Here is a 26,130-nt window from a genome sequence, read left to right on the forward strand (position 1 = left end):
CGTCCATGGATCTGATTAATAACTTGTCGATAGGTTTTGGCGTGGCTTTCACGTTCCAGAACCTGATCTACTGCTTTGTGGGCTGTCTGCTCGGTACGCTGATCGGTGTGCTGCCAGGTATTGGCCCCGTGGCGACCATCGCCATGTTGCTGCCCGCCACTTACGCTCTGCCTCCTGTGGCGGCGCTGATCATGCTGGCCGGTATTTACTACGGCGCCCAGTACGGTGGCTCCACTACTGCCATTTTGGTGAACCTGCCTGGTGAGTCCTCGTCGGTGGTGACGGTGATCGACGGTTACCAGATGGCCCGAAAAGGCCGTGCGGGGCCCGCGTTGGCGGCAGCCGGTATCGGCTCCTTCTTCGCAGGCTGCGTGGGTACCGTGATTCTGGCTGCCTTCGCTCCTCCTCTGACCGAAGTCGCTTTCAAGTTCGGCCCTGCCGAGTACTTCTCGCTGATGACCCTGGGTCTGATCGGTGCCGTGGTGCTGGCTTCCGGCTCGCTGCTCAAGGCGATCGCGATGATCGTGCTGGGTCTGCTGCTGGGCATGGTCGGTACCGACGTGAACTCTGGCGTGGCTCGTTACAGCTTCGACATTCCTGAGCTGACCGACGGCATCGACTTCGTCGTGATCGCCATGGGTGTGTTCGGTTACGGCGAAATTATTGCCAACCTGTCCAAGCCCGACGACGAGCGCGAAGTGTTCGCCGCCAAGGTGACCGGTCTGATGCCCACAAGCGAAGACTTCAAGCGCATGATTCCTGCCATGCTGCGCGGCACGGCCCTGGGTTCGGCCCTGGGTATCTTGCCCGGTGGCGGTGCCATGCTGTCGGCCTTTGCTGCCTACACCATCGAAAAGAAGACCAAGCTGAAGCCCGGCGAAGTTCCTTTCGGTCAAGGCAATATCCGTGGCGTGTGCGCTCCCGAGTCGGCCAACAACGCCGGTTCGCAGACATCGTTCATTCCTCTGCTGACCCTGGGTATTCCTCCCAACGCCGTGATGGCGCTGATGGTGGGTGCCATGACGATCCACAACATCCAGCCCGGCCCGCAGGTGATGACCAGCAACCCAGAACTGTTCTGGGGTCTGATCGCCTCCATGTGGATTGGTAACCTGATGCTGATCATCTTGAACCTGCCGCTGATCGGCGTCTGGATCAAGCTGCTGACCGTGCCTTACCGCTGGCTGTTCCCGTCCATCGTGTTGTTCTGTGCTATCGGCGTGTACGGTACCAACAACAACGCCTGGGACGTGTGGATGGTGGGTATCTTCGGTTTCATCGGCTATGTGTTCCACAAGCTGGGTACCGAACCTGCTCCTCTGCTGCTGGGCTTCATCCTGGGCCCGATGATGGAAGAAAACCTGCGCCGTGCCCTGCTGCTGTCGCGTGGTGACTGGTCGGTCTTCGTGACCCGCCCCATCTCTGCCTGCCTGCTGGCCGCTGCCCTGGTGCTGCTGGTGATCGTGCTGATGCCTGCAGTGAAGAACAAGCGTGAAGAAGCTTTTGTGGAAGACTGATCGTCAACCTGATCGCTGATCAACGTGAAAGCGGCCCTTACGGGGCCGTTTTTTTTATATGAGGACCTTTGTTTCGGGGACTATGGATTAGGGCGGCAAAATAGCTGCAGTTATTCGAAAGATTGCATGGCCTTGTCTTTATTGCCCGCGCAGCACCCTCAGCGGGTCTTGCTGCACAACGAAATTCATGCCCGTCCTGCGGAAATCATGCAGGCCCCTCTGGCTATCACCCATATCGTGATGCTTACCGATGCGGCCCAGCGTGAAGCCAGCCGTGAGCATGTGGCAGCCCTGTTGCGCAACCACCATCGCCCTTTGCCCGATGCGGCAACCACCCATGTGCTGATCGATCTGGGTGCATTTCGCCTGCGTTGGGAGCAGCACACCGAGTTCGTGGCCTGGACCTTCACCACGCCCATGGCGCAGGCCGGCGTGGCGGATGTGCGCGAGCCCGAGACAGCCATCGACGCCGTGCCGCGCGACTGGCTGGCCGCCCTGCCGGGGCAGTGCCTGAGCAGTCTGCATCTGTGGGCGCTGAACGAGCAGGATGTGGACCCGCAGTACCTGATGCGCCACATGCTGCAAGCCGATACGTTGGTCGGCTCGCGCGTCTCTGGCGGTGCGGGGGCCATCTATACCGACTTTGCGATTCACCCCGATGGTTTCTCGCGCATGCTGCTGCTGGCGGGCGCCGACCTGTCCCCGCGCCGCCTGGGCCGTCTGGTGCAGCGCGTGCTGGAGATCGAGACCTATCGTATGGCGGCGCTGCTGGGACTGCCCGCCGCACGCAAGGCAGCTGCCGTGCTGGCCACGGCCGAGCGTGAACTGGCCGAGCTGGCCAATGCCATTCGCGCGGCCGACCGCGACACCGAGCCGGCGCTGCTGGACCGCCTGACCCGGCTGGCCGGCCAGGTGGAGAGCGAATATGCGGCCACGCATTCGCGCTTTTCGGCCAGTTCCGCCTATTTCGAGCTGGTGGACAGGCGCATTCAGGAAATTCAGGAGACGCGGGTGGACGGCATCCAGACCATCCGTGAATTCATGGACCGGCGACTCACGCCTGCGCGTGCGACCTGCGAATGGGCGACACGCCGTCAGAATGCGCTGTCCGAGCGGGTCTCCCGCGTCAGCAGCCTGTTGCGCACTCGTGTCGAGATCGAGCAGCAGCAAAGCAGCCAGCAACTGCTGGGCACGATGAACGACCGACAGGGCACCCAGCTCAAGCTGCAGTCCACGGTGGAAGGCCTGTCGGTGGCGGCCATCACCTACTACATCACCGGCTTGATCAGCTATCTGGCCAAGGGCGGGCAGAAGCTGGGCTGGCCCTGGTCGCCCGAGTCGACGGCGGCCGTGGCCATTCCGGTCGTCGCACTGGGCGTCTGGTGGTCGCTTCGCAGGCTGCACCACAAGCTGTTTCATGGTCGCAGTCATTGAGCATGAAATGGGATGCCGGCGCTTTCTGATAAGGCGCTGGCAGTGATTGATTTTGATAGCGTCGGGCAGCTTGCCCGGCTTGGACATTGTGTGAAAGGACACTGACATGGACTTTGGTATCTCCGGGCGCTGGGCTCTGGTCTGCGGCGCCAGCAAAGGTTTGGGTTTTGGCTGCGCCAAGGCTCTGGCCGAAGAGGGGGTGAATCTGGTCATCAACGCCAGAAACCCCGAGGCATTGCAGCTGGCCGTGCAGAAGTTGCAGGCCATTGCTCCTCAGGTCAAGGTCATCGGTGTCGCTGCAGACATCACCACGCCAGAAGGTCGCACGGCCGTGTTCGAAGCCGCCGGCGGCCCGGGCAAGGACTACGACATCGTCGTGACCAATGCCGGCGGCCCGCCTCCTGGCGACTTCCGTACCTGGGATCGTGAGGCCTGGATCAAGGCAGTGGACGCCAATATGCTCACCCCTATCGAGCTGATCAAGGCCACGGTGGACGGCATGGCTGCGCGTGGCTTCGGTCGCATCGTCAACATCACCTCCAGCGCGGTCAAGGCACCCATCGACATCCTGGGTCTGTCCAACGGCGCGCGCAGCGGTCTGACGGGCTTTGTGGCCGGCCTGGCGCGTTCGGGCATTGCCGCCAAGGGCGTCACCATCAACAGCATCCTGCCCGGCAAGTTCGATACCGACCGTCTGGTGGCAACCCATCAGGCGGCAGCCAACAAGACCGGCCAGGACCTGGATGCCGTGCGCCAGGCCCAGGCCGCCCAGATCCCTGCCAAGCGCTTTGGCACGGCCGAGGAGTTCGGCGCCATCTGTGCCTTCCTGTGCAGCCGCCAGGCCGGCTATATGACGGGACAGAACATCCTGCCCGACGGCGGCCTGTATCCCGGCACTTACTGATCCGGGATCGAGTACCGAAACGACAAAGCCCCGCAATGCGGGGCTTTTGTCTGGGGGGCAGCCGTTTATTTGCGCGACGACACGACGATGCCGGTCACGATCAGCGCAAACGCAAGCGCGTGGTAGAGGTGCGGGGTTTCGCCGAGCACGGGAATCGACAGCAGGGCCGTGAACAGCGGAATCAGATTGCCGAAGAAGCCCGCAATGGCGGGCGTGGCGCGCTGCACGCCCATGCCCCAGAAGCGGTAGGCCAAAATGGCCGGGCCCACGGCGATGAACAGCAGGCTGCCGAGCAGCGGCCAGCCCGGCACCAGGCGGAACTCGCCCAGCAAGGCTTCGCCGGCCGTGAAAAGGCCGGACCAGAGCAGGCCGAAAACGATCTGCGCGAGCAAAAAGCTGGCCCAATGCGATTTCACTTCCTGGGGGCCGCTGCTGCGCGACAGCAGCCAGGTGTAGAAGGCCCAGGCGATGGTGGCCAGCACCATGAAAAGGTCGCCGGGCACAAAGCGCAGAGCAAGCAGCGTCTGCCAGTTGCCGCGCGACATCACCACCGCCACGCCCAGCACGGACAGCAGCGCTCCGCCCATCTGGCGGCGGCTGACGCGAATACCCCAGCACAGCCGGCCTATGGCCAGCATCCACACCGGCATGCTGGAGCTCACCAGCGTCACATTCAGCGGGGTCGAGGTCTTGAGCGCCAGGTACAGCAAGGCGTTGTAGCAGCCGATGCCCAGCAGCCCGAGCAGCATGTACTGACGCCACAGCGGCCAGATCGGACTGTTCCTGCGCAGCACCCGCCACGCCAGCGGCAGCAGCAGCACAAAGGCGATGCACCAGCGCAGGAAGTTGAGCGCGAAAGGCGAGATCAGATCGTGAGCGAGGCGGCCCACGATGGCATTGCCGGCCCAAAGTGCCGGAGCCAGGCTGAGCATGGCGACCGTGGCGGGTTTCAGGGGGGAATTCATGGGTTGTCACTGTAACGCGCGGCCACTGGCCTTTGGCGCTGCAGCGCCCTGCGCGCGCAGTTGTTGCCGGCAAACTGGTGAGCATCAATAGTGATGCAAGCCTTCCCGTTTTGCGAAGCTGAGCACAATGCAGTGCATGGGAGATTTTTCATGAAGCAGCAAACCACGTCGCTCCAGCAGCAATGGCTGCAGGCACAACATGCCATGGCCAGCAGGCAGCCTCTGCGCCCACGCCAGCCGCTGTGCATTGATGATCAACAGATCGGCAGTATCGAGGAAGACTTCGCTCGGAAGCTGGGGCAGGAGCTGCTGGCGGTGCACGAGGTCGACTTGCAGTCGGTTGCCGGGCAATGGCTTTTGAAGGGAGCGGGCGGGGCGAGCGAGAATCTGAACCGGCTGGCCCTGGCCATGCGCAGTGCCGGTCTTGCCGGGGCCTGGCGCAATGAACAACTGGCGGTCTGCAATGCACAAGGCCAGCAACTGGCAACCGTCGAGCGTGGTGCCGTGCGGCCACTGGGCATCGCCACCAAAGCCGTGCATCTGGTGGGCGTCTGCGCGGATGGCTCGATCTGGGTGCAGCAGCGCGCGCAGGACAAGGCCAACAACCCCGGCATGTGGGATACCTTGATGGGCGGCATGGTCTCGGCGGCAGATGGTCTGGCCGAGGCGCTGGCGCGTGAAACCTGGGAGGAGGCCGGTCTGCATGTGGCAGAACTGCGCGGGCTTCGGCACGGCGGAAATGTGATGTTCGCAAGGCCCAGCGACGAAGCAGAGGGGCAGGGCTATATGGTCGAGCGCATCGACTGGTTCTCGGCCCTGGTGCCCGATGCGCTGCAGCCTGTGAATCAGGATGGCGAGGTGCAGCGTTTCGAGCGGCTGGAGCGGACCGAGGTCCAGGGCTGGATGCTGCAGGGCTGTTTCACGCCCGAGGCGTCCCTGGTGCTTGCCGCCTACATGGGCTGGTAGGGCGGCGGCACAGCATCTAGCGCTGGCTCTCCAGTGTGGTGGACTTGAGCCGGCTGGGCGCCAGGGCTCCGGCCTGTTCCAGAATCGGGTAGGCCACCGAGCACAGCAGCGAGTTGATGCGCTTGAGGTCACTGATCATGTCGATATGCAAAGAGCTGGTCTCTATGCTTGAAACCGTGTGCTGCGACAGGCGCTCCAGGTGGGTTGCCGAGTAGGCCAGTTCCAGATCGCGAAAGCGCGCTTTTTCCTCAAGCAGCTTTTGCGCCTCGCGCACATTGCCATTGAGAAAGACGCTCATGGCCAGGCGCAGATTGTCCAGCAGATGCTGGGTCAGCTCGTGAATTTCCTGTTTTCCGGCGGCCGAGAACTGGCGGCCCTTCTTGATCTTCTTGTCTTCCAGATCCAGCAGCACGCGCTCGATGATGTCGCCGATCTGCTCCATATTGATGGTGAAGCTGATGATTTCCGTCCAGCGCTGACCTTCGCGCTCGTCGAGTTCGGCGCGCGAGATCTTGGTCATGTAGTACTTGATGGCCGAGTACAGGTCGTCCACCGTGCCTTCCAGGTTGCGCACTTCCTCGGACAGTTTGGCATCGTCGGTTTCGGCCACTTTTTGCAGGCCGATCAGCATGGACTCCACGACGTCGGCCTGGTGCAGTGACTCGCGCACGGCGCAGGTGATGGCCAGCGAGGGAGTGGACAGGGCCGAGGGGTCCAGGTGGCGTGGGCGCAGCAGTTTGGCCGCGCTTTCTTCCTCGGGCTTGGGCAGCATGGCCGTCACCCAGCGGGCCACGATCTGGGTCAGGCCGATAAAGCACAGGCTGTTGAAGACATTGAACGCCAGATGGAACATCACCACGTTCTGGCCGGCGTTGGGCAGATAGGGCTGGGCGTACTGCGACCACAGTCCGATAAAGGGGGCGACGATGGCCACGCCCATGATCTTGAACAGCAGATTGCCTATGGTGACCTGACGCTCCTCCACCGCCGATTTGGCGGTGGTGAGCGCCGCAACCAGGCCGCTGCCCAGGTTGGCACCCAGAGTCAGGCCCAGAGCCACATCCAGCGGAATGGCACCGGAGCTGGCCATGGCCGCAATCAGCAGCACCACGGCCAGGCTGGAATAGGCCAGCACGGCCAGTACCGCGCCCAGCAGCAGCTCCATGAACAGATCGCTGCTGACCGAGGCCAGTAGGGTGCGCACGGCAGGGGCCTGCAGCAGGGGCTCGGTGGCTTCCACCACCAGGCGCAGGGCCAGCAGCATCAGGCCCAGGCCGATGAGCACGCGGCCGATACGCCCGGGCTTGGAATCCTTGCGCGAGATATAGAGCACCACGCCGACAAAGATGAACAGCGGCGACAGCCAGGAGAGGTCGGTGGAGAAAAGCACGGCCATCATGGCCGTGCCCACATCGGCACCGCGCATCACGGCCAGGGCCGAGGGCAAGGTGATCAGGCCCTGGCCCACAAAGGACGAGGTCATCAGCGAGGTGGCCGTGCTGGACTGAACCAGGGCGGTGACGCCCATGCCGGAAAGCGCCGCAGACAAGCGGTTGCGCATGCTGCGGGCAAGAATATTGCGAAGGTTTGCGCCGAAGACCTGCAGAACGCCGGTGCGAACCATCTGAGAGCCCCAGATCAACAGGGCAATGGCTGCTAAAAGATTCAATAAATGCTTCATGTTCTGCCCGCGAAGGAGCGACCTAATATACCCCTGAGTGAGGTCGGTCTGCCTGGATGACTCACTCTTCACGCACAAATAAGTGCGGAATAAGGAACACAATAGAACAAAAACGAATTATTTAAAACATCGTTTCTACGGATGTGATTTCAGCGCCGGTCGAGCTTTCCGTATATCTGTATTGCGTTCGATGCTATTAAAAAGGTAGGCTCATGATTCCTGTCATGTCCGGCGCCGCTGCGGTGGGCTTCCTTTTGATGCTGCTGGCAGCCTTGGCCGCCGCCGGCTTGCTGCTCCGGTAGGGGGGCGCAATGAGCAAGGCCCGCTGTCTGCTATAGAGACAGCGGGCCTTGCCGATGAAAAGCGGCTGATGCTTATCAGCGCTGGTTCTTGGCGCGTTTTGCGCGCAAAACCTCATCCAGGATCAGCAGTATGGCGCCCAGGGTGATGCCCATGTCGGCCACGTTGAAGGCCGGAAAATGGCTGCTGCCCCAGTAGAAGTCCAGGAAGTCCACCACATAGCCGTGCTGCAGGCGGTCCACCACATTGCCGATGGCCCCGCCCAGAATGCTGGACAGCGACAGGCAGAACATCTTCTCGCCAGGGTGCTTGCGCAGTTGCCAGACGATGAGCACGGTGGCAATCACGCCGATGGCCACGAACAGCCAGCGCTGCCAGCCGCTGCCGCCCGCAAGGAAGGAGAAGGCTGCGCCCGTGTTGTGCGCGCGCACGATGTTGAAGAAGCCGGTGATGGGAGTCCAGTCCCCATACTGGTAGTGGCTCAGAATCATCTGCTTGGTGATCTGATCCACGCCGATGATGACAAGCGCCCACAGCAGCCAGGGCCAGATACGGCCAAGGCCTGCGAAGGAGGTCTGGGTGTTGCTCATGGCAGCTCTTTGCTAAGTTTTTTTGATAGCGGTTAGCGCTTGATTCAAAAGGGTTTCAGCAAGATTTAATGCTGAAAATGGCTACCAGCATGCGCTGGTAGCTCACTTTTTAAGACTCAAGCCTTGGTGCGGACTTCGCCCGAGCCGTGCAGATTGCTGTCGCAGCGGCCGCAGATCGAGGGGTGCTCGGGGTTCACGCCCACGTCTTCACGGTAGTGCCAGCAGCGCTCGCACTTGGCGTGCTCGCTGGCCTTCACGGTGGTGCTCAGGGCATCGCCGGCCACGGCAGTCGCAGCCGAGGTGATGAAGACGAACTTCAGATCGTCCTTGAGGCTTTGCAGCAGGGCCAGGTCCTCGGGCTCGGCCGTGAGCGTGACTTCGGCCTGCAGGGACGAGCCCACGGCGCCGGTGGTACGCACCACTTCGATGTCCTTGTTGACCAGGTTGCGGATCTCGCACAGGCGCGTCCACTTGGCCAGCAGGCCTTCGTCGCCGGCGGGCAGCTCGGTGAACTTTTCCAGGAAGATGGATTCGCTGTGGCCCACGATCTTCCAGGCTTCCTCGGCCGTGAAGGACAGGAAGGGCGACATCCAGCGCAGCAGCGCCTGGGTGATCTGGTAGAGCGCGGTCTGGGCCGAGCGGCGTGCCAGGCTCTTGGGGGCGCTGGTGTAGAGGCGGTCCTTGAGCACGTCCAGGTAGAAGCCGCCCAGGTCCTCGGAGCAGAACAGCTGCAGCTTGGCGACCACGGGGTGGAACTCGTAGACCTTGTAGTGGGCCAGGATCTCCTGCTGCAGCTGGGCCGAACGCGCCAGCGCGAACTGGTCGATCTCCAGCATCTCGCCGTAGGCCACGGAGTCCTTGCTCGCATCGAAGTCGCTGGTGTTGGCCAGCAAAAAGCGCAGCGTGTTGCGGATGCGGCGATAGGCGTCCACCACGCGGGCCAGGATCTTGTCGTCGATGCCCAGGTCGCCCGAGTAGTCGGTCGAGGCCACCCACAGACGGATGATTTCCGCGCCCATCTTGCTGGACACATCCTGCGGGGCCACGGTGTTGCCCAGCGACTTGGACATCTTCTTGCCCTGGCCGTCCACGGTGAAGCCGTGGGTCAGCAGGCCGCGGTAGGGCGCGCGGCCGAAGATGGCCGATGCCAGCAGCAGCGAGCTGTGGAACCAGCCGCGGTGCTGGTCGTGGCCTTCCAGGTACAGATCGGCCTCGGGGCCCTTGTCGTGGTGGTGCTCGGGATGGGTGCCGCGCAGCACATGCCAGAAGGTGGAGCCCGAGTCGAACCAGACTTCCAGAATGTCGGTGCTCTTGGTGTAGTGCCTGGCTTCCTCTGCGCCCAGGATATCTTCGGTGCTCACGCGGCTCCAGGCCTCGATGCCGCCTTGCTCGATCATGGCTGCCGCCTGGTCGATGATCTCCATGGTGCGCGGGTGCAGGGCGCCCGTGTCCACATGCAGGAAGAAGGGGATGGGCACGCCCCAGCTGCGCTGACGCGAGATGCACCAGTCGGGACGGCCGGCGATCATGGCGCGCAGGCGGTCCTGACCGTTTTGCGGGTAGAAGTTGGTCTGCTCGATGGCGTCCAGCGCGATCTGGCGCAGGGTCTTCTCGGGCTTTTGCGCGGGATCGGTGAACACGCCTTCGCCTTCGTCCATGCGGATGAACCACTGGGCGGCCGCGCGGTAGATGACGGGCGTCTTGTGGCGCCAGCAGTGCGGATAGCTGTGGCTGATGGTGGTGGTGTCCATCAGGCGGCCCGCGACCTTCAGGGCGTCGAGGATGACGGGCACGGCCTTCCAGATATGCTGGCCGCCGAACAGGGGCAGATCGGCCGCGTACACGCCGTTGCCCTGCACGGGGTTCAGGATCTGCTTGTAGTCCATGCCGTTGGACATGCAGCTGTTGAAGTCGTCCACGCCATAGGCAGGGGCCGAGTGCACGATGCCGGTGCCGTCGTCGGCGGTGGCGTACTCGGCCAGGTACACGGGCGAGATGCGGTCAAAGCCCTTGTCCACATGGGCCAGCGGGTGCTTGAAGGGCATGTGGTCGAGCTTTTCGCCCTTGGCGGTGGCAAGCACGCGGCCCTCCAGCTTCCAGCGGGCCAGGCATTTCTCGACCAGCGCGGAGGCCACGATCAGCAGGCCGCGCTCGGTCTCCACCAGGCTGTATTCCAGATCGGGGTTGACGTTGAGCGCCTGGTTGGCAGGAATCGTCCAGGCCGTCGTCGTCCAGATGACGATGAAGGCTTCTTTGTCGAGCTTGTCCAGGCCGAATGCTGCGGCCAGTTTGGCAGGCTCGGCTGCGGGGAACATCACGTCCAGGGTCTGACTTTGCTTGTCGGCGTATTCGATCTCGAACTCGGCCAGCGAGGAGGCGCAGTCAAAGCACCAGTACACGGGCTTGAGGCCGCGGTAGACAAAGCCACGCTCCATCACCTTCTTCAAGGCACGCAGCTCGGCGGCCTCGTTGGCGTAGTTCATGGTCTTGTAGGGGTGGTCCCAGTCGCCGAGCACGCCCAGGCGCTTGAAGTCCACCATCTGCTGATCGATCTGCTCGGCGGCAAAGGCGCGGCTCTTGGCCTGCATCTCGTCGCGCGGCAGGTTGCGGCCATGCAGCTTCTCGATGGCGTTCTCGATGGGCAGACCGTGGCAGTCCCAGCCCGGTGCGTAGAGCGCGTCGAAGCCTTCGAGCTGGCGGCTCTTGACGATCATGTCCTTGAGGATCTTGTTCACCGCATGGCCGATGTGCAGCTTGCCGTTGGCGTACGGAGGGCCGTCGTGCAGGATGAACTTGGGCGCGCCGCTGCGGGCGTCGCGCAGCTTCTTGTAGATGCCCTTGTCGTCCCATTCCTTGGCCCAGGCGGGCTCGCGCTTGGGCAGGTCGCCGCGCATGGGGAAGGGGGTGTCGGGCATGTTCAGCGTGGCGCGGTAGGCGGACGCTTCGGGCTTGTTGGACTTCGAATCAGACATGGGGAACCTTGAAAGCAATGCAATGCCCGGGCAGTTCTGCCAGGGCGTGAATGGTGAGGTGAGCGCCAGTGCGCTGCTGCGCCTGAGGCGTGCGAGCAGCGAGCTTCAAATTCGGTCGCGCGTGGTCTGGCGACGAGTCTCTGTGTGCGACGAGGTATGGGACGGTATGTGGGCCGAGGCGAAAAACGCGCGCGCGTCTTCGCAGTCCTTGGCGATGCCGACCGTCAGGGCATCGAGACTGTCATACTTCAGCTCGTCGTGCAGTTTGTGCAGAAGTTCCACGCGGATGATTTTACCGTAGGCACCTTCTCCACCCAGCTGGGCGGGCCAATCGAAACAGTGGGTCTCCAGCAGCACCCGGCCGCCGTTGATGTCGTCGGGGTCCAGCGAGGGGCGCACGCCCAGGTTGGCCACGCCCTGCAGCGGTTGGTCCGTCAGTCCGTGCACGAGCACGGCAAAAATGCCGCTGGCGGCGGGCTTCCAGTGGTCGAAGCGCAGATTCAGCGTGCTAAAACCGTCCTCGGCCCCGCTTTGGGATTCGGCCAGCCTGCGGCCCAGCTTGCGTCCATGCACCACATGGCCCGAGATGCGGTAGGGGTGGCCCAGCAGCTTGGCGGCCTGCTGCATGTCGCCGGCGGCCAGCGCCTCGCGCACGGCCGTGCTGGACACGCGCAGGCCATGGACTTCATAGCTGTTCATGCGGGCCACATCAAAGCCCAGGGCCTGGCCGGAGTTGTCCAGCATGGCGTAGTCGCCCGCGCGCTTGGCACCAAAGCGGAAGTCGTCGCCCACCAGCACGTATTTGGCGCCCAGACCCGAGATCAGTACATCCTGAATGAAGTCTTCGGGGCTTTGGCTGGCCAGAGCCTGGTTGAAGGGCAGGATCACGACCTGATCGACGCCGCAGACTTCGAGCTGGCTGAGCTTGTCGCGCAGCGTGCCCACGCGGGCCGGGGCCAGCTCAGGCCTGCCCAGCTTCTTGGCAAAGTAGTCGCGCGGGTGCGGCTCGAAGGTCATGGCGCAGCTGGGAATGCCGCGCTGGGCCGCCTCGGCCTTGAGCAGGCCCAGCATGGCTTGATGTCCCCGGTGCACACCATCAAAATTGCCAATAGTCACAGCGCAGGCCGGAGCCAGGCCGGGATGATTGATACCGCGAAAAATCTTCATGGGCTGCTTTGTTATTTGTAGCAACTGGCGCCGATGCATGCGACACAAGCCGTCAATTTGACATAGTTTCAGAGTATATTGCTTCAAATCAGGCAGCTGTGGAGGCTGCACGATTGTGCTCAAAAGCGCCAAGATGCTTGTCCGTTTTCCGTGGTCGATGTTTGACTGTATGGAGGCTGGTTGTGAAAGTCTTGAAGCTGACAGCCCAGGGGCTGCCGCAGTCCTGGGTAACGCTGGAGCAGGCGGCGCTGCATTACGCAGCAGAAGATGTGCGCTGGGAAGCCGGTGTCGAAATCGCCTGCTTTCGTGGTGGCCACAATGCGGTGACGGGCAAGCAGTCAGTCATTCACATCAACTCCATCATCGGCACCAAGGGCATGCCGAATATCAACCCGCACGAATTGCTGCCGGGGCTGACGAATGGCAAGCTCTTTGCGCGTGACCGCTGTGTCTGCGCCTATTGCGGGCGGCAGTTCCACGAGGGCGATCTCACTCGCGAGCACATTGTCCCCGTGAGCACCGGCGGGCAGCACAGCTGGATGAATCTGGTCACTGCCTGCCGCGCCTGCAACCACCGCAAGGGTGCCAGAACGCCGGAGCAGGCACGCATGCCTTTGCTCTACACGCCCTACACGCCCACGCTGTGGGAGGATTTCATCCTGAGAAACCGCCGCATTCTGGCCGACCAGATGGAGTTTCTCGTGGCCCATGTGCCGCGTGGATCACGCTGGCGCAGCTAAAAAAAGCATGAAAAAAGCCCCGGGCCGGAGCGCGCGGGGCTGTAAAGAGAGGACGGGAGAAAGCGCTCAGGCGGTGGCAGAGACGGCCTTTTGCCAGGCCTCGTAGAGGTCTTCGCCCGTGTCGCGCACGCGCTGGCCGATCAGGGCCATCTCGCGCTGGTCTTCGGGCTTGGCCAGTTCCACATAGCCGCGCGCGGCCGACAGGTCGTAGGGCTCGCCGTCTTCGTTGGAGTAGGCGAAGTACACCTGTTTCACGCCGGCCAGCAGCATGGCCGTATAGCACATGGAGCAAGGGTAGCCGCTGGCATACATGACGGACCCCGACAGATCGGTGCTGCCCTGGGCCTTGGCGCCTATGCGCAGGGCCTGCATCTCGGCGTGGGCCGAAGGGTCGCAGAGCTCATCGACCTGGTTGACGGCGCGCGCCAGCACCTGGCCGTCCCTGACCAGCACGGCGCCGAAGGGCCAGGTGGGCTGCTGGCGGCCCTTGACATTGCCCATGGCCAGGCGGATGGATTCAAGCAGGTATTTGCCGCTGTCGTTTGCGTTGTTCATCGAGTCGTTCTCCTTGGTAAAAAATCAGCTGCCGCGGTAGGTGTTGAAGAACCACGGCGAGCACAGCATGGGCACGTGGTAGTGCTGGGCCGCATCGAAGATGGAAAAGCGCACCAGCACTTCTTCCGACAGCGCCGTGGGCTCCTTGAAATGCTCGCCTGTGTAAAAGCGCAGCTCGAAGTCCCCGGTGCGGGCCGCGGCGGCGGCCAGCATGGGGGCGTCGGTGCGGCCGTCGGCATTGGTGCGGGTGCTGTTCAGGCGCTGCGCGGGGGTCTGCGCCACGTCGTAGAGTTCCACCCGCATACCGGCTATGGGGCGGCCGGTGGTGAGGTTGAGTACATGGGTGCTGATGCCTGCCATGGTGGTCTTTCGATGGGTTGCGATAGAGCGCAGATATGCCGGCTCAGCTGCCGCGCGAATAGGTGTAGCTCCAGGGGCCAAACTGAATGGGCAGGTGGATGCGCTCTGCCGTGTTCACGATCTGGAAGCGCACCGGCACCTTGGACAGAAAGCTCGGGCGCGGCAGCTTGGCGCCCTTGGCCGCAAAGTACTCGTCCACGTGCAGCAGCATTTCGTAGCGGCCGCTGCGGTAGCTGTCGTCGATCAGCAGCGGCTCGTCGGCGCGGCCGTTGGCGTTCACAACAAAGCTGCGTATCGGCACATGGGTTTCGCCGTCGAAGCGTGAAAAGTCGATGCGCAAGCCCGTGGCCGCAGAGCCATGGAGGGTGTCCACGGCATGCATGGTCAGGCGCGGGCTGACGCCATGCAGCACGATGGGGCCGGTGGCCTGTGCCGGCGCTGGCGGGGGCGTGTCGGCGGCCAGTGCGCCGTGTGTGCCAGTCAGCGCCGAGGCACCGAGCACGAGGCCAGAGAGCGCGAACTGCCGACGCGATGGGGTTGATGTGGGTGTGGAATGCATGCGGGATGACTCCTTCAGGCGTTCTTGCGGCGCTGGATGCGGGCGACGAAGGCGATGGCGAGAACCGCTGCCAGTGCTTCCACGATGGCCACCAGATACAGGCCCGGAGCGACCTTGCCGGTAGAGGCTTTGATCACGCCCATCAGATAAGGGGCGCCGAAGCCGGCCAGATTGGCCACCGAGTTGATCAGCGCCACGCCCACGGCAGCGGCGCCGCCGCTGAGCAGCATATTGGGCATCTGCCAGAACACGGGAATCGCGCTCATGGTGCCCACCAGTGCCAGGACCATGGCCGTCAGTGCCACCATCACGGGGATGCTGTCCATGCCCATGGTGACGGCCAGGGCCAGCATGCCCACGGCGCCCAGCAGGGTCGAGCCCGCGAAGTGCCAGCGCACCTCGCCACGGTGGTCGGAATGGCGACCGTTGATGATCATGCCGGCCGCGCCGAGCAGATAGGCCGCGCCGGCGATCCAGCCCACCTGCATGGTGGATGTGAAGCCGGCTTCGCGAATCACGGTGGGAATCCAGAAGGTCAGCGTGGAGTTGGCGCACAGCAGGCAGAAGAACACGGCGATCAGCAGCCACACCATGGGGTTGCCGAACAGGGTGCGCCAGTCGCTGTGGCGCTCGCCCTGCGCCTTCTGGTCGATCTCGAGCTGCTGGCGCACGACGGCGCGGTCCGTGTCGGTGAGCCATTTGGCTTCCTCGGGACGGTCGGTCATGTAGAAGTAGGCAAAGATGCCGGCCAGCACCGAGGGGATGCCTTCGATGATGAACAGCCACTGCCAGCCGTGCATGCCGTGCGCGCCTGCGGCCCAGGTCATGATGCTGCCAGCCAGCGGGCCGCCGATGACGCCGGCGATGGCAGAGGCCGACATGAAGGTGCCGAAGGCCTTGGCGCGGCGCTTGGACGGATACCAGAAGGTCAGGTAGAGGATGATGCCAGGGTAGAAGCCGGCCTCGAACACGCCCATCAGAAAGCGTAGGATGTAGAACTGGGTCGGTGTCGTCACCCAGGCCTGCAGGATGCAGATCAGGCCCCAGCCTATGGTGATGCGCATCACCGTTTTCTTGGCGCCTATCTTCTGCAGCAGCATGTTGGACGGCACTTCGAACAGGAAGTAGCCGATGAAGAAGATGCCGGCGCCCAGGCCGTAGACGGCTTCGCTGAACTTCAGGTCGTCGAGCATCTGCAGCTTGGCGAAGCCGATGTTGACGCGGTCCAGCCAGGCCAGCACCCACAGCACCCCCAGAAAGGGCAGCAGGCGCCAGGAAATCTTGGCGTAGGTGGCGTCGACCTGATCGACGGAAGCAGCAGTGCCGCTGATCGGCACATGGTGAGCACTCATGGCAAGTCCTTGTCTCGGAAATTTGTTGTTGGGTTTGCGGACACTTGCATGGTCGCGGCTTGTGGCGATATGCGAAACTAAGCGCCTGCTATGAGCCGCATAGCAAAATGCATATCTCTAGGGAAAACACGTGTCTCGCAGCGAAGAACCGTTCGATACCTATTTGCTGCGCGTGCTGTGCACCTTGATCAGCGAAAAAAGCGTATCGCGCGCGGCAATACGCCTCAATCAGTCACAGCCGGCCATCAGCGCGGCGCTGCGGCGATTGCGGGCCATCTTCAACGACCCGCTGCTGGTGCGCGACAAGAACCGCATGGTGCCGACGGCGCGCGCGCTTCAGGCCGTGGAGCAGGCACGTGCGGCGCTGGGTCTGATCGATGGGCTGCTGAGCGTCGGCAAGGAATTTGTGGCCGAGACCACGCAGCTGCGCTTCACCATCGCCATGCCCGACTATCTGGCACCGCCCTTCATGGCGCGCGTGGTCCAGCTCATGCGTGCGCAGGCGCCAGGCGCGAGGCTGGTGCTGCTGCCGCTGGGCCAGAGCTTCGACTACGAGCAGGCCCTGCAAAGCGGCGAGGTGGATATCGTCATCGGCAACTGGCCAAGCCCGCCCGAGCATTTGCACATGTCCACGCTGCTAGAGGACGAGGTGGTCTGCCTGCTCGATGAAAAGCATGCTCTGGCCGAGCCGGGCCGGCTCACGGCCGAGCACTATCTGCAGGCCGCGCATGTGGTGTTCACGCCTTACTCGCCCGATCAGCGCGGCGTGGTGGAGAGCAGCCTGGGCACCATGCGGGTCAGCCGTGACGGCCGCGTGCAGTGCTCGCATTTCTCGATGGCACCGGAACTGCTGGTGGGCACCGACCTGCTGCTGACCACCAGCCGCCATTTCGCGGCCTATCACGCCAGGCGGCTGCCGCTGGCCATGGTGCCTCTGCCCATGGGCAACCGTGTCATGCGCTTCTACCAGCTATGGCATTCGTCCCGGCACCGGGATGCCTCCCATATCTGGCTGCGCGCTCTGCTCAATCAGGCCTCGCAGGTGCTGACGGCATCGACGTAGCCTGCTGCTATACGGGCTATAACAAGCCAGCACTGTGAGGCGGCAAACGCGCTTCCTACACTGGCCTCATGACCAGCACCACTACCTCCTCCATCCCCACGCTCGACGAGCTCAACGCCATGACTCACGCAGCCTTTGCGGCTGCGCTCGGCGAGGTTTTTGAATACGCCCCCTGGGTGGCCGAGGCGGCCGCGCAGCAGCGCCCCTTCGCCAGCCTCGATGCACTGCATCAGGCCATGCTGGCGGCCGTGCATGGCAGCCCGCGCGAGCAGACCCTGCGCTTTCTCTGCGGCCACCCCGAGCTGTCCGCCAGTGCCGTGCGCTCCGGCACGCTGACCGTTGACTCCCAGCAGGAGCAGCAAAGCGCGGGTCTGGGTGATCTGGAGCAGGCTCAGGGCGAGCGCCTGGCCTTGCTCAACGAGACCTATCGCAAGCGCCATGGCTTTCCCTTCATCGCCTGTGTGCGCCACTACACGCGCGCCGGCCTGTTTGCCGAGCTGGCCTCGCGCACCGAGCGCGGCACCGAGCAGGAGTTCGCCGAAGCCCTGCGCCAGATCGGTTTCATCAGCCGACTGCGCCTGGCGCAGCGCGTGAGCGCCGTCAGCCTGCAAGCGGCCTGAGCCCTCCAGTGCGGCCCAAGCCTTGCAATGCGGGGCTTTTCTTGTACTGGCTGGCCGCTTGGCACCGCAGTCGGGGTTCGCTGCCCATGTGCAGCAGACGCCGCATGTGCGGTGCTGGCGCGGCACGGGCTGCCTACTGCCGCAGTGGGTAGTTCTGGGCGTCGGCTGAAATCCCCGCATGCTTGTGATTGAATTCGGGTTTGGACCTCATTTCTCGTTTTCATGATCGTCAGAGATCGCCCGTCGGGCTTCAAGCTGCTGTGGATTGTCCGGGGCTCGGTGCTGCAACGCATCATAGGTGTGCTTGCCGTCAATATCGTGCTGGCCATCATCGTCACCGTGGCGCATGGCACGCTGTTCCACACCAAAGTCCCCATCACGCCGATTCCGTTCACCCTGATCGGCCTGCCGCTGGCGATTTTTCTGGGCTTTCGCAACAACACCGCATATGCGCGCTACTGGGAGGGACGCAAGCTCTGGGGCGAGATCGTGATCTATGCACGCACGCTGGCGCGCCAGTGCCTGAGCCTGATCGAGCTCGATCACCCCATAGATCCGCGCCAGCGGGCCAACGATGTGCGGGTGCGCATGGTGCACCGGGCCGTGGCTTTTTCTCATGTGCTGCGGGCCCAGCTGCGCGCACTCAAGGACGATGTGTCTGCCCAGCAATGGCTGACCCATGCCGAGTGGCAGCGCCTGCAGCAGCTGCCGCTGAATCAGCGCACCGATGCGCTGATGCTGGCCATGGGCAAGGATCTGGGCCAGTGCGTGCGCGACAGGCGCATAGACCCCTGTCTGGCCGTGGAGCTTGACCGCACCCTCAATGGCTTCACGACGGCCGCAGCCTCCTGCGAGCGCATCCGCAATACGCCGATTCCGTTTTCCTATACCTTGCTGCTGCACCGCACGGCCCATCTGTACTGCTTTTTGCTGCCGTTCGGACTGGTGGACATCACGGGCTTCATGACACCGTTTGTCGTGGCCATCGTGGCCTATACCTTCTACGGCCTCGATGTGCTGGGTGACGAGCTGGAAGAGCCATTCGGCATGGAAAGCAACGACCTGGCGCTGGACAGCATCTGCCGCAGCATCGAGATCAGCCTCAGCCAGTCGCTGGGCGACCCCCAGGTTCCGGAGCCGCTCAAGCCGGTGGACTATCTGCTGACCTGAGGCTCTCCACCATGCCAAAGCCCTGAACTCCTCATTCAGGGCTTTGTTCTTGATGGCGGCTGGCGCCCGTGCGGGCTAGATCGTGGCGCGATCCTCGTCCACGGCCTTTTGCCAGGCCTGGTACAGATCCTCGCCGGCATCGCGCACGCGGTGGCCGACGACGGCCAGCTCGCGCCGGCCTGCGGGGCGGGCCAGCTCCTCATAGCCGCGCGCGGCCGACAGGTCGTAGGGCTCGCCGTCTTCGTTGGAGTAGGCGAAGTACACCTGCTTCACGCCGGCCAGCAGCATGGCGGTGTGGCACATGGAGCAGGGATAGCCGCTGGCATACATGACCGAGCCGGACAGATCGGTACTGCCCAGCTGCCTGGCGGCAATGCGCAGGGCCTGCATCTCGGCGTGGGCCGTGGGATCGCACAGATCATCGACCTGGTTGACGGCACGCGCCAGGACCTTGCCCTCACGCACCAGCACGGCGCCGAAGGGCCAGGTCGCTGATTCGCGGCCCTTGACATTGCCCATGGCCAGGCGGATGGACTCCAGCAGATACTTTTCGCTGTCTTGCTTGCTCATGCATGTCTCCTTGATCTTGGTGAATGGCGCAAAGATCATAGGAAGAGCGGCAGGCTCCATAGTGCATGCAGGAAGCAAAACAGCACGCCGAAGCGTGCTGTTGACTTTTGGTTCTGGTTTGAATGCAGTTGCCGTGATCTTGATGAATGTTGATGCAGGCTTTCAGGCAAAGACGCCAGCGCTGTCCTGCATATGGGCCGATACCGTACCCAGATGATGCAGGGTGTCGCCACCCGTCATCTCCATCTGGGTCAGGCGCTTGAAATAGTGGCTGCCCACATATTCGTCCGTCACGCCGATGCCGCCATGCAGCTGTACGGCCTGCTGGCCCACATAGCGCATGGACTGGCCCAGCTGCACCTTGGCGCGGGCGATGGCGACATGGCGTTCCTCGGCAGGCGCCACCAGCTTGAGCGTGCCGTAGTAACTCATGGAGCGGGCCAGCTCCAGCTGCATCTTCATATCGGCCACGCGGTGGCGCAGGGCCTGGAAGCTGGAGATCACCACGCCAAACTGCTTGCGCTGATTCATGTACTCGGTGGTGAGCTTGAGCGTCTGCTCCATCACGCCCACGCCTTCGGCGCAAAGAGCGGCATTGGCCACATCCTGGGCCAGGCCGAGGGCCGCTACGCCATTGGTGGTGATCAGCGTGGCCGCAGCCGACCGGCAGACCAGATCGGCCGCGCGCCCTTCGTCCTGCGTGGCATAGGGCTTGGTGGCGACGCCTTCGCTGCCGTTCTCGACGAGAAAGAGCGCAATCTTGCCGTCGAGCTGAGCGGGCACGATAAAGGCGTCGGCCTGGTCGCCTGCAGGAACAATGTTCTTCGTGGCATCTACCGTATAGCCATCGCCGGACTTTGACGCCTTTGCAGCACAAACATCAAGCCGGTAGCGCGCCTTGCGCTCCTGCGATGCGAGCACCACGAGTTTTTCACCGCTGGCGATACGGGGCAGCCAGGCTTGCTTGACAGCGTCGTCGCCAAACTGCCCGAGCAGGGCGGAGGCCGCGAATGCCTGGGTCAGCGGCTCCATCACCAGACCACGGCCCAGCTCCTCCATGACCACCATCACATCGACCGCGCCCTGGCCCAGGCCACCATATTCCTCGGGCACGGTGAGGGCCGTCAGGCCCAGTTCGGCCAGCTCGTTCCAGACCTCGCGCGAGAAGCCGCCCTGGCTGGCAATGCTCTGGCGGCGCTCGAAGGTATAGCCCTTGTCCACCCAGCGGGCCACGGCATCGCGCAGTTGTTGCTGGTCGTCGGAAAAATCGAAATCCATATTTGTCTCCTGCCACCGGGCCGCAATTGGCGCGAAGCGCCAAACCAGCCCAGCGAAGCTCAATCTAGAACCCCCTCCCGGAGGGGGCGTGGGGGGGCAGAACGAATTCGCGCAAGCGAAACATCGTCGCCTTCACTGCTTCTGAATCAGCCCAGCACGGTTTGGGCGACGATGTTTCGCTGCACCTCGTTGGAGCCGCCATAGATGGTGGTCTTGCGCATATTGAAGTAGGTCGCGGCCAGCGGCGCATTGCCCAGCACGTCGCCGGGATAGTCGCCCTGGTAGCCGGCTTCCATGGCTTCCTGGATATAGGGCAGGGCATAGGGGCCTGCGGCCAGCATCATCAGCTCGGAGTAGCGCTGCTGGATCTCGCTGCCCTTGATCTTGAGCAGGCCGGCGATGTCCAGCGGGTTCTTGCCCGATTTCATGGCCGAGAGCACGCGCAGCACCAGCATCTCCAGCGCGATCACATCGATCTCCAGCAGGGCGATCTGATCACGGAAGCGCTGGTCTTCCCAGACGCCTTCGGTCTTGGCGATGCGCTTGAGGCGCTCCAGCTCGCGCTTGGCTCGGTTCACATCGGCGATATTCGTGCGCTCGTGGCTGAGCAGGTGCTTGGCGTAGGTCCAGCCCTTGTTTTCCTCGCCGATCAACTGGTCGGCAGGCACTTGCACATTGTCGAAAAAGACCTCGTTGACCTCGTGCGAGCCGTCCAGCAGCTTGATGGGGCGCACGGTCACGCCGGGCGACTTCATGTCGACCAGCAGGAAGCTGATGCCGGTCTGGGGCTTGCCTTCGTTGCTGGTGCGCACCAGGCAGAAGATCCACTCGCCGTACTGGCCCAGCGTGGTCCAGGTCTTCTGGCCGTTGACGATGTATTTGTCTCCCACGCGTTCGGCGCGGGTCTTGACACTGGCCAGGTCCGAGCCCGAGCCCGGTTCGGAATAGCCCTGGCTCCACCAGACTTCGCCGCTGGCAATGCCGGGCAGAAAGCGCCGGTGCTGCTCCGGTGTGCCATAGGCCATGATGACCGGCGCCACCATCACGGGGCCGAAGGGCACGATGCGCGGCGTGCCGGCGAGTGCGCATTCTTCCTCGAACAGATGCTTTTGTACGGCGCTCCAGCCGGGGCCGCCGAATTCCTTGGGCCAGCCGTAGCCGAGCCAGCCTTTTTTGCCCAGAATCTTGGCCCAGCGCTGCATGTCCTCGCGCGTCAGGTGCAGATCGTTGCGCACCTTGTGCGCAATATCCTCGGGCAGATTTGCCCGCACCCAGCTACGGATCTCTTCGCGAAAAGCCTGTTCTTCAGGGGTGAATGCCAAGTTCATGCGTTGTCTCCTGCAAATGCTGGAGATTTGTAGCACGCACGTTCTTTTTCTGGCTGTCCGGGTTGCGACAAATGGCGGGAAACCCCAGGGACGAGCACCCCCTGAGCGGCTGAGCCTGTCTGCCTTCCTTTGCCTGGCGTGCGCCAGTTTTTGGCACTGGCGGGGCGTTTGTCATGAAACAGGCCGCCAGCGCTTATTGGATCAACGCTGGCAGCTATCAGTTTCTCTGTGGATTCATTCAGCCGGGGCTGCAGGCGGCTCCACGCCCAGCGATTCGCACAGCATCTGCACGGTGGCGCGCAGCTGGGCGACTTCGGCTTCGAGCGCATCCACACGCTGCTGCAGGGCCGATGCATTGCCGCCTGTGCTGGCGCTGGCGCTGCCGGTGCTTGCCAGTGCGTTGACATCCACCGGGCCGCAAAGCAGGTGGGCCCAGCGCTGTTCGCGGGCACCGGGGGCGCGCGGCAGCTGCACGACCAGCGGGCCGCCTTTTTCCTCGCTGCGTTCGCGCAGTTCGTCAAGAAAGGCCTCGACCGAGGAGATATCGGCAAAGCGGTGCCAGCGCTCGGAGTTGATGCGCAGCTCGCCGGCGGTCTGGGGGCCGCGCAGCATCAAGAGGGCCAGCAGCACGGCCGACTGGTCGGGCACGCCAATGCCGCGCGGGAAGTTGTGCTCCCAGCGCGTGGAGCGCACGCTGCTGATCTGTACCGACAGGGTCTTGAGGCGCAGGCTGTCCAGTGCCTCCTGGGCTTCGCCCTCGCTGACTTCCATCACCGGGTCGCGGCTGGACTTCTGGTTGCAGCCCGTGACCAGGCTGTTGAGCGTGAGCGGATAGCTGTCGGGCACGGTGCGGGCCTTTTCCATCAGCGTGGCCAGAACGCGGGCTTCGATGGCGCTCAAAGGGGTGTTGCGTGGGTCAAACGGCATGGGGTCTCCTCGAAAGTCTTAGGGCAGCGCACAAGAACTGGTGCAAACCCGATAGGGTTTGTCCGTCAATGCGACAATCGCCGCCCATGAAAAACATCGTGATCCTCATCTCGGGCGGCGGCTCGAATATGGCTGCCATTGTGCGTGCATCCCAGCAGCAGAACTGGGCAAAGCAGTACAACGCCCGCGTGAGCGCTGTGGTGAGCAACAAGGCCGAGGCCCAGGGCCTGGTGTTCGCTCGGGGCAACGGCATCGCCACCGAGGTACTGGATCACAAGCAGTTCGACAGCCGCGAGGCCTTTGATGCCGAGCTGGCGCAGGTCATTGACCGTCACTCTCCGGATCTGGTGGTGCTGGCCGGTTTCATGCGCATTCTCACGCCGGGCTTTGTTGCGCACTATGAGGGCCGGCTGATCAACATCCATCCCTCGCTGCTGCCGGCCTTTACCGGTCTGCACACCCATCAGCGCGCCATCGATGCGGGCTGCAGGTTTGCGGGCTGCACCGTGCACCGCGTGACGGCCGAACTCGATGTGGGCCCCATCCTCGATCAGGCTGCCGTGCCCGTGCTGCCTGGCGACACGGCCGAGCGGCTGGCGGCACGGGTGCTGGTGCAGGAGCACATCATTTACCCGCGCGCGGTGCTCAATCTGCTCAAGGGTTGATGCAGGTTTGATCGCTGTCAGCGCTTGATGCATGCTTGATGCATAAGCGCTGGAGCCTGTTTTCATTCGGATTTCTGCTGCTGCGCGGGCAAGCGGCGAAAGCGTGGCTGCTCCACGCCATCAATCACCACGGTCTCGTTGAACATGGCGGCAGGGCGCACCCACAGACCGTGTTCGCCGTACAGGGCGCGGTACAGCGTCATGGGCTCCAGTGTTTCGCTGTGGCGCACGGTGCCCACCACCTCGTAGCGCATGCCTTTGTAATGCTCGTACAGACCGGGCTCGGTGGTGATCAACGGGGGAAGTTCGGAGTGGCTCATAAGGATGCTGAAGCGGTGAGGGCAGTGAAGGGGTTGGAGCCTGGCGGCGTGTGAGAATCCTGCCAAAGTATTCAATCAGGGAGGCAGGGCGGCGCCATGGAACAGGCAGATTATGTGCATCTGGTGCGCGTCAGCGAGCTTGCCAGCGCCGAAAACAGTCATGCATACAGGCGCAGCGTGGCCTTGTTTGCCGCACTGGGCTATGCCTGGGTGCTGGGTTGCCTGGCTCTGGCGCTGTGCCTGCTGTTCTGGGCCGGCTCGCATCTGCTGGCCGGGCAGTGGCGCTTTGTCTGGATCATGACGGCCATTGCCAGCCTGAGCCTGTTCTGGAACTGCCTGCGCGCGCTGTGGTTCAAGGTGGACAAGGCCGAGGGCATTGTTCTGATGCCCGAGGACGCCCCGGCCCTGTTCGAGGCGCTGGAGCGCATTCGCCGCAAGATGGCAGGCCCCGGGATCGATGCCGTTTATCTGACCCGGGACTTCAATGCCAGCATTCGCCAGGTGCCGCGCTGGGGTGTGCTGGGTGGCGTGCGCAATGAGCTGAGTCTGGGTCTGCCGCTGATGATGGCGCAGGACAGAAACCGTTTGCTGGCCGTGCTGGCCCATGAATACGGCCATCTGCGCGGCGGGCACGGCAAGTTCGGTGCCTGGGTCTACCGCACGCGGCTGAGCTGGACCCGGCTGTACGAAGGCATGCAGGGTGACTCCGGCGTGGCCTCGTTTGCCACGCGCAGGTTCCTGCACTGGTATTTCCCGCGCTTTCTGGCCAGGACCTTTGCCATGGCGCGCCAGGACGAGTACGAGGCCGACAAGGCCGCAGCCGGCCTGCTGGGCCGGGCCGTGATGGCCGAAGCGCTGGTGGAAATCGACCTGCGCCAGCAATGGTTTCAGCAGAAATTCTGGCCGCTGCACTGGCGCTCGGCTCGCAAGCATGCAGTGCCCATGGGGCCGTACAGCGCCATGAAGTACTGGCTGGCGCAGCCCGTCAAGCCGGCGTTTGCGCGCCAGGCGCTCAAGGCCAGCCTGCGCCTCAAGTCCGGCCTGGAAGATACCCACCCGGTGCTCAGGGAGCGCGTGGATGCGCTGACCGGCGAGCGCCCGCAACTGCCGCAGCAATGGTCGGCGGGCGGTGCGCTGGCCTTGCTCAACCCGCGCAAGCTCGGCGAATGGCTCAAGAGCTTCGACAAACAATGGTGCCTGGAAAACGCCAGCGCCTGGAAGGAGCATCACGCCCGCCTGGCGCGCAGCGAGCGCATGCTGGCTCAGCTCGGCGGCGAGGGCTACCAGTCCGTGGCCGACCTGCTGCTGCGCGTGCATCTCATGCGGAGGCTGGACCCCCATGCCGAAGTCAGGACGCTGTACCAGGAGGTGCTGCGCCGCGAATCCGACAACGCCAAGGCGCTGGCAGGCATGGTTGACGTGTTGCCGCCGGACATGGGCGATGTGCAGCTCGACCTGCTGGAGCGCCTGTTCGATCTGCATGTGGAATATCGCTGGTGGGCCGCCAATTTTGCGGTGGAGCTGCTGGAGTCCCGTCAGCAGATCGGGGTGGAGGGCGAGTCGGTCCAGGCGCTCAAGCTGTGGCGCGAGCGGGTCAGACAGACCAGCGAGCTGGAAGACCGGTTTTCCGAAGAGCTGATGCAGACGCCTTTGCTCAACGCTCTGCTGCCGCATGGACTGACGGATTTCGAGATTTCAGAGGTCGCGGCCGAGCTGCGCAATTTCCGAGCGGTATCTCAGGCCTGGCTGGTGCGCAAGCAGCTCAACACCATTCGCAGCCGGCCCGTTTTCCTGCTGCTGGCCGAGATGGACGGGCTGGGGGAAGAGGAAGGCGACGCGCTGGGGGCGCAGATTCACGACGCTCTGGAGCTGCCCGGCAAGCTCTACGTCATGCGGGTGCAGCAGGCCGCAACGCGCGACGACATCGCACGCCAGGGCGTCAGACCCGTGTATCTGCGCGCCTTTGCTGGCTAGACATGGCTTACGCAAAGCAGGTTCAAGCAAGAGACTCACTCCCAGGCGCATCTTGGGGGACCTTGGTTTTGCCAAATTCATAGCTTCTACCGCTTGCCTTGATTGATTTTCAATTTGTTTTGAATCCAAGATCAAGGAATGACTTACGATGTA

The 26,130-nt window shown here is 63.3% G+C and carries 24 protein-coding genes; 10 read left to right on the forward strand and 14 right to left on the reverse strand.

Annotated elements, in window-relative coordinates; genetic code table 11:
• The first annotated feature begins 5 nt into the window (after window positions 1-5).
• From AC1RTQ_RS06500 to AC1RTQ_RS06510, 3 genes are all read left to right on the forward strand, one after another.
• Window positions 6-1,517, forward strand: a complete 1,512-nt coding sequence (locus AC1RTQ_RS06500) for a tripartite tricarboxylate transporter permease (protein WP_492874758.1) — start codon at window positions 6-8, stop codon at window positions 1,515-1,517.
• A 126-nt stretch (window positions 1,518-1,643) separates the two neighbouring features.
• Window positions 1,644-2,951: a DUF3422 family protein gene (locus AC1RTQ_RS06505; protein WP_034349041.1), complete on the forward strand. Its 1,308-nt coding sequence runs from the start codon at window positions 1,644-1,646 to the stop codon at window positions 2,949-2,951.
• A 106-nt stretch (window positions 2,952-3,057) separates the two neighbouring features.
• Window positions 3,058-3,855, forward strand: coding sequence for an SDR family oxidoreductase (locus tag AC1RTQ_RS06510; RefSeq protein WP_492874759.1), 798 nt, complete (start codon window positions 3,058-3,060; stop codon window positions 3,853-3,855).
• A gap of 65 nt (window positions 3,856-3,920) precedes the next feature.
• Here the strand turns inward: AC1RTQ_RS06510 and AC1RTQ_RS06515 are convergent, their stop codons facing one another.
• Window positions 3,921-4,820: a DMT family transporter gene (locus AC1RTQ_RS06515; RefSeq protein ID WP_492874760.1), complete on the reverse strand. Its 900-nt coding sequence runs from the start codon at window positions 4,818-4,820 to the stop codon at window positions 3,921-3,923.
• A gap of 150 nt (window positions 4,821-4,970) precedes the next feature.
• Between AC1RTQ_RS06515 and AC1RTQ_RS06520 the strand changes: the two genes are divergently transcribed.
• Window positions 4,971-5,786, forward strand: a complete 816-nt coding sequence (locus tag AC1RTQ_RS06520; RefSeq protein ID WP_492874761.1) for an NUDIX hydrolase — start codon at window positions 4,971-4,973, stop codon at window positions 5,784-5,786.
• A 16-nt stretch (window positions 5,787-5,802) separates the two neighbouring features.
• Here AC1RTQ_RS06520 and AC1RTQ_RS06525 read toward each other — a convergent pair whose 3' ends face one another.
• The 4 genes from AC1RTQ_RS06525 to AC1RTQ_RS06540 form a co-directional block, all read right to left on the reverse strand.
• Window positions 5,803-7,467, reverse strand: coding sequence for a Na/Pi cotransporter family protein (locus AC1RTQ_RS06525; RefSeq protein WP_302092100.1), 1,665 nt, complete (start codon window positions 7,465-7,467; stop codon window positions 5,803-5,805).
• Window positions 7,468-7,844: 377 nt separating this feature from the next.
• Window positions 7,845-8,357: a signal peptidase II gene (gene lspA / locus AC1RTQ_RS06530; protein WP_409814002.1), complete on the reverse strand. Its 513-nt coding sequence runs from the start codon at window positions 8,355-8,357 to the stop codon at window positions 7,845-7,847.
• A 116-nt stretch (window positions 8,358-8,473) separates the two neighbouring features.
• A complete protein-coding gene (gene ileS / locus AC1RTQ_RS06535; RefSeq protein ID WP_492874762.1) occupies window positions 8,474-11,329 on the reverse strand; it encodes an isoleucine--tRNA ligase in 2,856 nt (951 codons plus the stop codon).
• 105 nt (window positions 11,330-11,434) lie between these two features.
• Window positions 11,435-12,496 (reverse strand): bifunctional riboflavin kinase/FAD synthetase, encoded by a 1,062-nt coding sequence (locus AC1RTQ_RS06540; protein WP_492874763.1) that lies wholly within the window; start codon window positions 12,494-12,496, stop codon window positions 11,435-11,437.
• A 182-nt stretch (window positions 12,497-12,678) separates the two neighbouring features.
• Between AC1RTQ_RS06540 and AC1RTQ_RS06545 the strand changes: the two genes are divergently transcribed.
• A complete protein-coding gene (locus AC1RTQ_RS06545; protein WP_034364656.1) occupies window positions 12,679-13,236 on the forward strand; it encodes an HNH endonuclease in 558 nt (185 codons plus the stop codon).
• 66 nt (window positions 13,237-13,302) lie between these two features.
• Here AC1RTQ_RS06545 and AC1RTQ_RS06550 read toward each other — a convergent pair whose 3' ends face one another.
• The 4 genes from AC1RTQ_RS06550 to AC1RTQ_RS06565 are packed head-to-tail and all read right to left on the reverse strand — an operon-like array spanning window position 13,303 to window position 16,062.
• Window positions 13,303-13,791, reverse strand: a complete 489-nt coding sequence (locus tag AC1RTQ_RS06550) for a nucleoside deaminase (protein WP_492874764.1) — start codon at window positions 13,789-13,791, stop codon at window positions 13,303-13,305.
• A 24-nt stretch (window positions 13,792-13,815) separates the two neighbouring features.
• Window positions 13,816-14,151: a hydroxyisourate hydrolase gene (gene uraH / locus AC1RTQ_RS06555; protein ID WP_492874765.1), complete on the reverse strand. Its 336-nt coding sequence runs from the start codon at window positions 14,149-14,151 to the stop codon at window positions 13,816-13,818.
• A 43-nt stretch (window positions 14,152-14,194) separates the two neighbouring features.
• Window positions 14,195-14,710: a hydroxyisourate hydrolase gene (locus AC1RTQ_RS06560; RefSeq protein WP_492874766.1), complete on the reverse strand. Its 516-nt coding sequence runs from the start codon at window positions 14,708-14,710 to the stop codon at window positions 14,195-14,197.
• 14 nt (window positions 14,711-14,724) lie between these two features.
• A complete protein-coding gene (locus AC1RTQ_RS06565) occupies window positions 14,725-16,062 on the reverse strand; it encodes an MFS transporter (RefSeq protein ID WP_492874767.1) in 1,338 nt (445 codons plus the stop codon).
• Window positions 16,063-16,192: 130 nt separating this feature from the next.
• Between AC1RTQ_RS06565 and AC1RTQ_RS06570 the strand changes: the two genes are divergently transcribed.
• From AC1RTQ_RS06570 to AC1RTQ_RS06580, 3 genes are all read left to right on the forward strand, one after another.
• Window positions 16,193-17,125: a LysR family transcriptional regulator gene (locus tag AC1RTQ_RS06570; RefSeq protein WP_492874768.1), complete on the forward strand. Its 933-nt coding sequence runs from the start codon at window positions 16,193-16,195 to the stop codon at window positions 17,123-17,125.
• Between the two features lie 68 nt (window positions 17,126-17,193).
• Window positions 17,194-17,745 (forward strand): 2-oxo-4-hydroxy-4-carboxy-5-ureidoimidazoline decarboxylase, encoded by a 552-nt coding sequence (gene uraD / locus AC1RTQ_RS06575; protein ID WP_492874769.1) that lies wholly within the window; start codon window positions 17,194-17,196, stop codon window positions 17,743-17,745.
• Between the two features lie 222 nt (window positions 17,746-17,967).
• Window positions 17,968-18,915 (forward strand): bestrophin family protein, encoded by a 948-nt coding sequence (locus AC1RTQ_RS06580; RefSeq protein ID WP_492874770.1) that lies wholly within the window; start codon window positions 17,968-17,970, stop codon window positions 18,913-18,915.
• A gap of 75 nt (window positions 18,916-18,990) precedes the next feature.
• Here AC1RTQ_RS06580 and AC1RTQ_RS06585 read toward each other — a convergent pair whose 3' ends face one another.
• The 4 genes from AC1RTQ_RS06585 to AC1RTQ_RS06600 form a co-directional block, all read right to left on the reverse strand.
• A complete protein-coding gene (locus AC1RTQ_RS06585) occupies window positions 18,991-19,485 on the reverse strand; it encodes a nucleoside deaminase (protein WP_492874771.1) in 495 nt (164 codons plus the stop codon).
• Window positions 19,486-19,647: 162 nt separating this feature from the next.
• Window positions 19,648-20,763 (reverse strand): acyl-CoA dehydrogenase family protein, encoded by a 1,116-nt coding sequence (locus AC1RTQ_RS06590; RefSeq protein ID WP_492874772.1) that lies wholly within the window; start codon window positions 20,761-20,763, stop codon window positions 19,648-19,650.
• A 146-nt stretch (window positions 20,764-20,909) separates the two neighbouring features.
• Window positions 20,910-22,091 (reverse strand): acyl-CoA dehydrogenase family protein, encoded by a 1,182-nt coding sequence (locus tag AC1RTQ_RS06595; protein WP_492874773.1) that lies wholly within the window; start codon window positions 22,089-22,091, stop codon window positions 20,910-20,912.
• 234 nt (window positions 22,092-22,325) lie between these two features.
• The gene (locus tag AC1RTQ_RS06600) at window positions 22,326-23,018 is read right to left on the reverse strand and encodes a YceH family protein (RefSeq protein ID WP_492874774.1); all 693 of its coding nucleotides are present in this window, start codon (window positions 23,016-23,018) and stop codon (window positions 22,326-22,328) included.
• An 86-nt stretch (window positions 23,019-23,104) separates the two neighbouring features.
• On the opposite strand from AC1RTQ_RS06600, the gene purN reads away from it, so the two are divergent.
• Window positions 23,105-23,683, forward strand: a complete 579-nt coding sequence (gene purN, locus AC1RTQ_RS06605) for a phosphoribosylglycinamide formyltransferase (RefSeq protein ID WP_492874775.1) — start codon at window positions 23,105-23,107, stop codon at window positions 23,681-23,683.
• Between the two features lie 62 nt (window positions 23,684-23,745).
• Here the strand turns inward: purN and AC1RTQ_RS06610 are convergent, their stop codons facing one another.
• Window positions 23,746-24,003 (reverse strand): DUF1653 domain-containing protein, encoded by a 258-nt coding sequence (locus AC1RTQ_RS06610; protein WP_492874776.1) that lies wholly within the window; start codon window positions 24,001-24,003, stop codon window positions 23,746-23,748.
• Between the two features lie 96 nt (window positions 24,004-24,099).
• Between AC1RTQ_RS06610 and AC1RTQ_RS06615 the strand changes: the two genes are divergently transcribed.
• Window positions 24,100-25,977: a M48 family metallopeptidase gene (locus AC1RTQ_RS06615; protein ID WP_492874777.1), complete on the forward strand. Its 1,878-nt coding sequence runs from the start codon at window positions 24,100-24,102 to the stop codon at window positions 25,975-25,977.
• Window positions 25,978-26,130: the final 153 nt, after the last annotated feature.

The sequence above is a fragment of the Comamonas sp. GW821-FHT11H03 genome, from assembly GCF_058807955.1.

Excerpts from the sequence above, each read along its gene's own strand:
- ileS (WP_492874762.1), bottom strand. The coding sequence starts at position 11,329 with ATGTCTGATTCGAAGTCCAACAAGCCCGAAGCGTCCGCCTACCGCGCC.
- AC1RTQ_RS06550 (WP_492874764.1), bottom strand. The coding sequence starts at position 13,791 with ATGAACAACGCAAACGACAGCGGCAAATACCTGCTTGAATCCATCCGC.
- AC1RTQ_RS06590 (WP_492874772.1), bottom strand. The coding sequence starts at position 20,763 with ATGGATTTCGATTTTTCCGACGACCAGCAACAACTGCGCGATGCCGTG.
- AC1RTQ_RS06595 (WP_492874773.1), bottom strand. The coding sequence starts at position 22,091 with ATGAACTTGGCATTCACCCCTGAAGAACAGGCTTTTCGCGAAGAGATC.
- AC1RTQ_RS06585 (WP_492874771.1), bottom strand. The coding sequence starts at position 19,485 with ATGAGCAAGCAAGACAGCGAAAAGTATCTGCTGGAGTCCATCCGCCTG.
- AC1RTQ_RS06505 (WP_034349041.1), top strand. The coding sequence starts at position 1,644 with ATGGCCTTGTCTTTATTGCCCGCGCAGCACCCTCAGCGGGTCTTGCTG.
- AC1RTQ_RS06540 (WP_492874763.1), bottom strand. The coding sequence starts at position 12,496 with ATGAAGATTTTTCGCGGTATCAATCATCCCGGCCTGGCTCCGGCCTGC.
- AC1RTQ_RS06510 (WP_492874759.1), top strand. The coding sequence starts at position 3,058 with ATGGACTTTGGTATCTCCGGGCGCTGGGCTCTGGTCTGCGGCGCCAGC.
- uraD (WP_492874769.1), top strand. The coding sequence starts at position 17,194 with ATGACCAGCACCACTACCTCCTCCATCCCCACGCTCGACGAGCTCAAC.
- uraH (WP_492874765.1), bottom strand. The coding sequence starts at position 14,151 with ATGGCAGGCATCAGCACCCATGTACTCAACCTCACCACCGGCCGCCCC.
- AC1RTQ_RS06565 (WP_492874767.1), bottom strand. The coding sequence starts at position 16,062 with ATGAGTGCTCACCATGTGCCGATCAGCGGCACTGCTGCTTCCGTCGAT.
- AC1RTQ_RS06520 (WP_492874761.1), top strand. The coding sequence starts at position 4,971 with ATGAAGCAGCAAACCACGTCGCTCCAGCAGCAATGGCTGCAGGCACAA.
- AC1RTQ_RS06600 (WP_492874774.1), bottom strand. The coding sequence starts at position 23,018 with ATGCCGTTTGACCCACGCAACACCCCTTTGAGCGCCATCGAAGCCCGC.
- lspA (WP_409814002.1), bottom strand. The coding sequence starts at position 8,357 with ATGAGCAACACCCAGACCTCCTTCGCAGGCCTTGGCCGTATCTGGCCC.
- AC1RTQ_RS06615 (WP_492874777.1), top strand. The coding sequence starts at position 24,100 with ATGGAACAGGCAGATTATGTGCATCTGGTGCGCGTCAGCGAGCTTGCC.
- AC1RTQ_RS06610 (WP_492874776.1), bottom strand. The coding sequence starts at position 24,003 with ATGAGCCACTCCGAACTTCCCCCGTTGATCACCACCGAGCCCGGTCTG.
- purN (WP_492874775.1), top strand. The coding sequence starts at position 23,105 with ATGAAAAACATCGTGATCCTCATCTCGGGCGGCGGCTCGAATATGGCT.
- AC1RTQ_RS06515 (WP_492874760.1), bottom strand. The coding sequence starts at position 4,820 with ATGAATTCCCCCCTGAAACCCGCCACGGTCGCCATGCTCAGCCTGGCT.
- AC1RTQ_RS06560 (WP_492874766.1), bottom strand. The coding sequence starts at position 14,710 with ATGCATTCCACACCCACATCAACCCCATCGCGTCGGCAGTTCGCGCTC.
- AC1RTQ_RS06580 (WP_492874770.1), top strand. The coding sequence starts at position 17,968 with ATGATCGTCAGAGATCGCCCGTCGGGCTTCAAGCTGCTGTGGATTGTC.
- AC1RTQ_RS06500 (WP_492874758.1), top strand. The coding sequence starts at position 6 with ATGGATCTGATTAATAACTTGTCGATAGGTTTTGGCGTGGCTTTCACG.
- AC1RTQ_RS06525 (WP_302092100.1), bottom strand. The coding sequence starts at position 7,467 with ATGAAGCATTTATTGAATCTTTTAGCAGCCATTGCCCTGTTGATCTGG.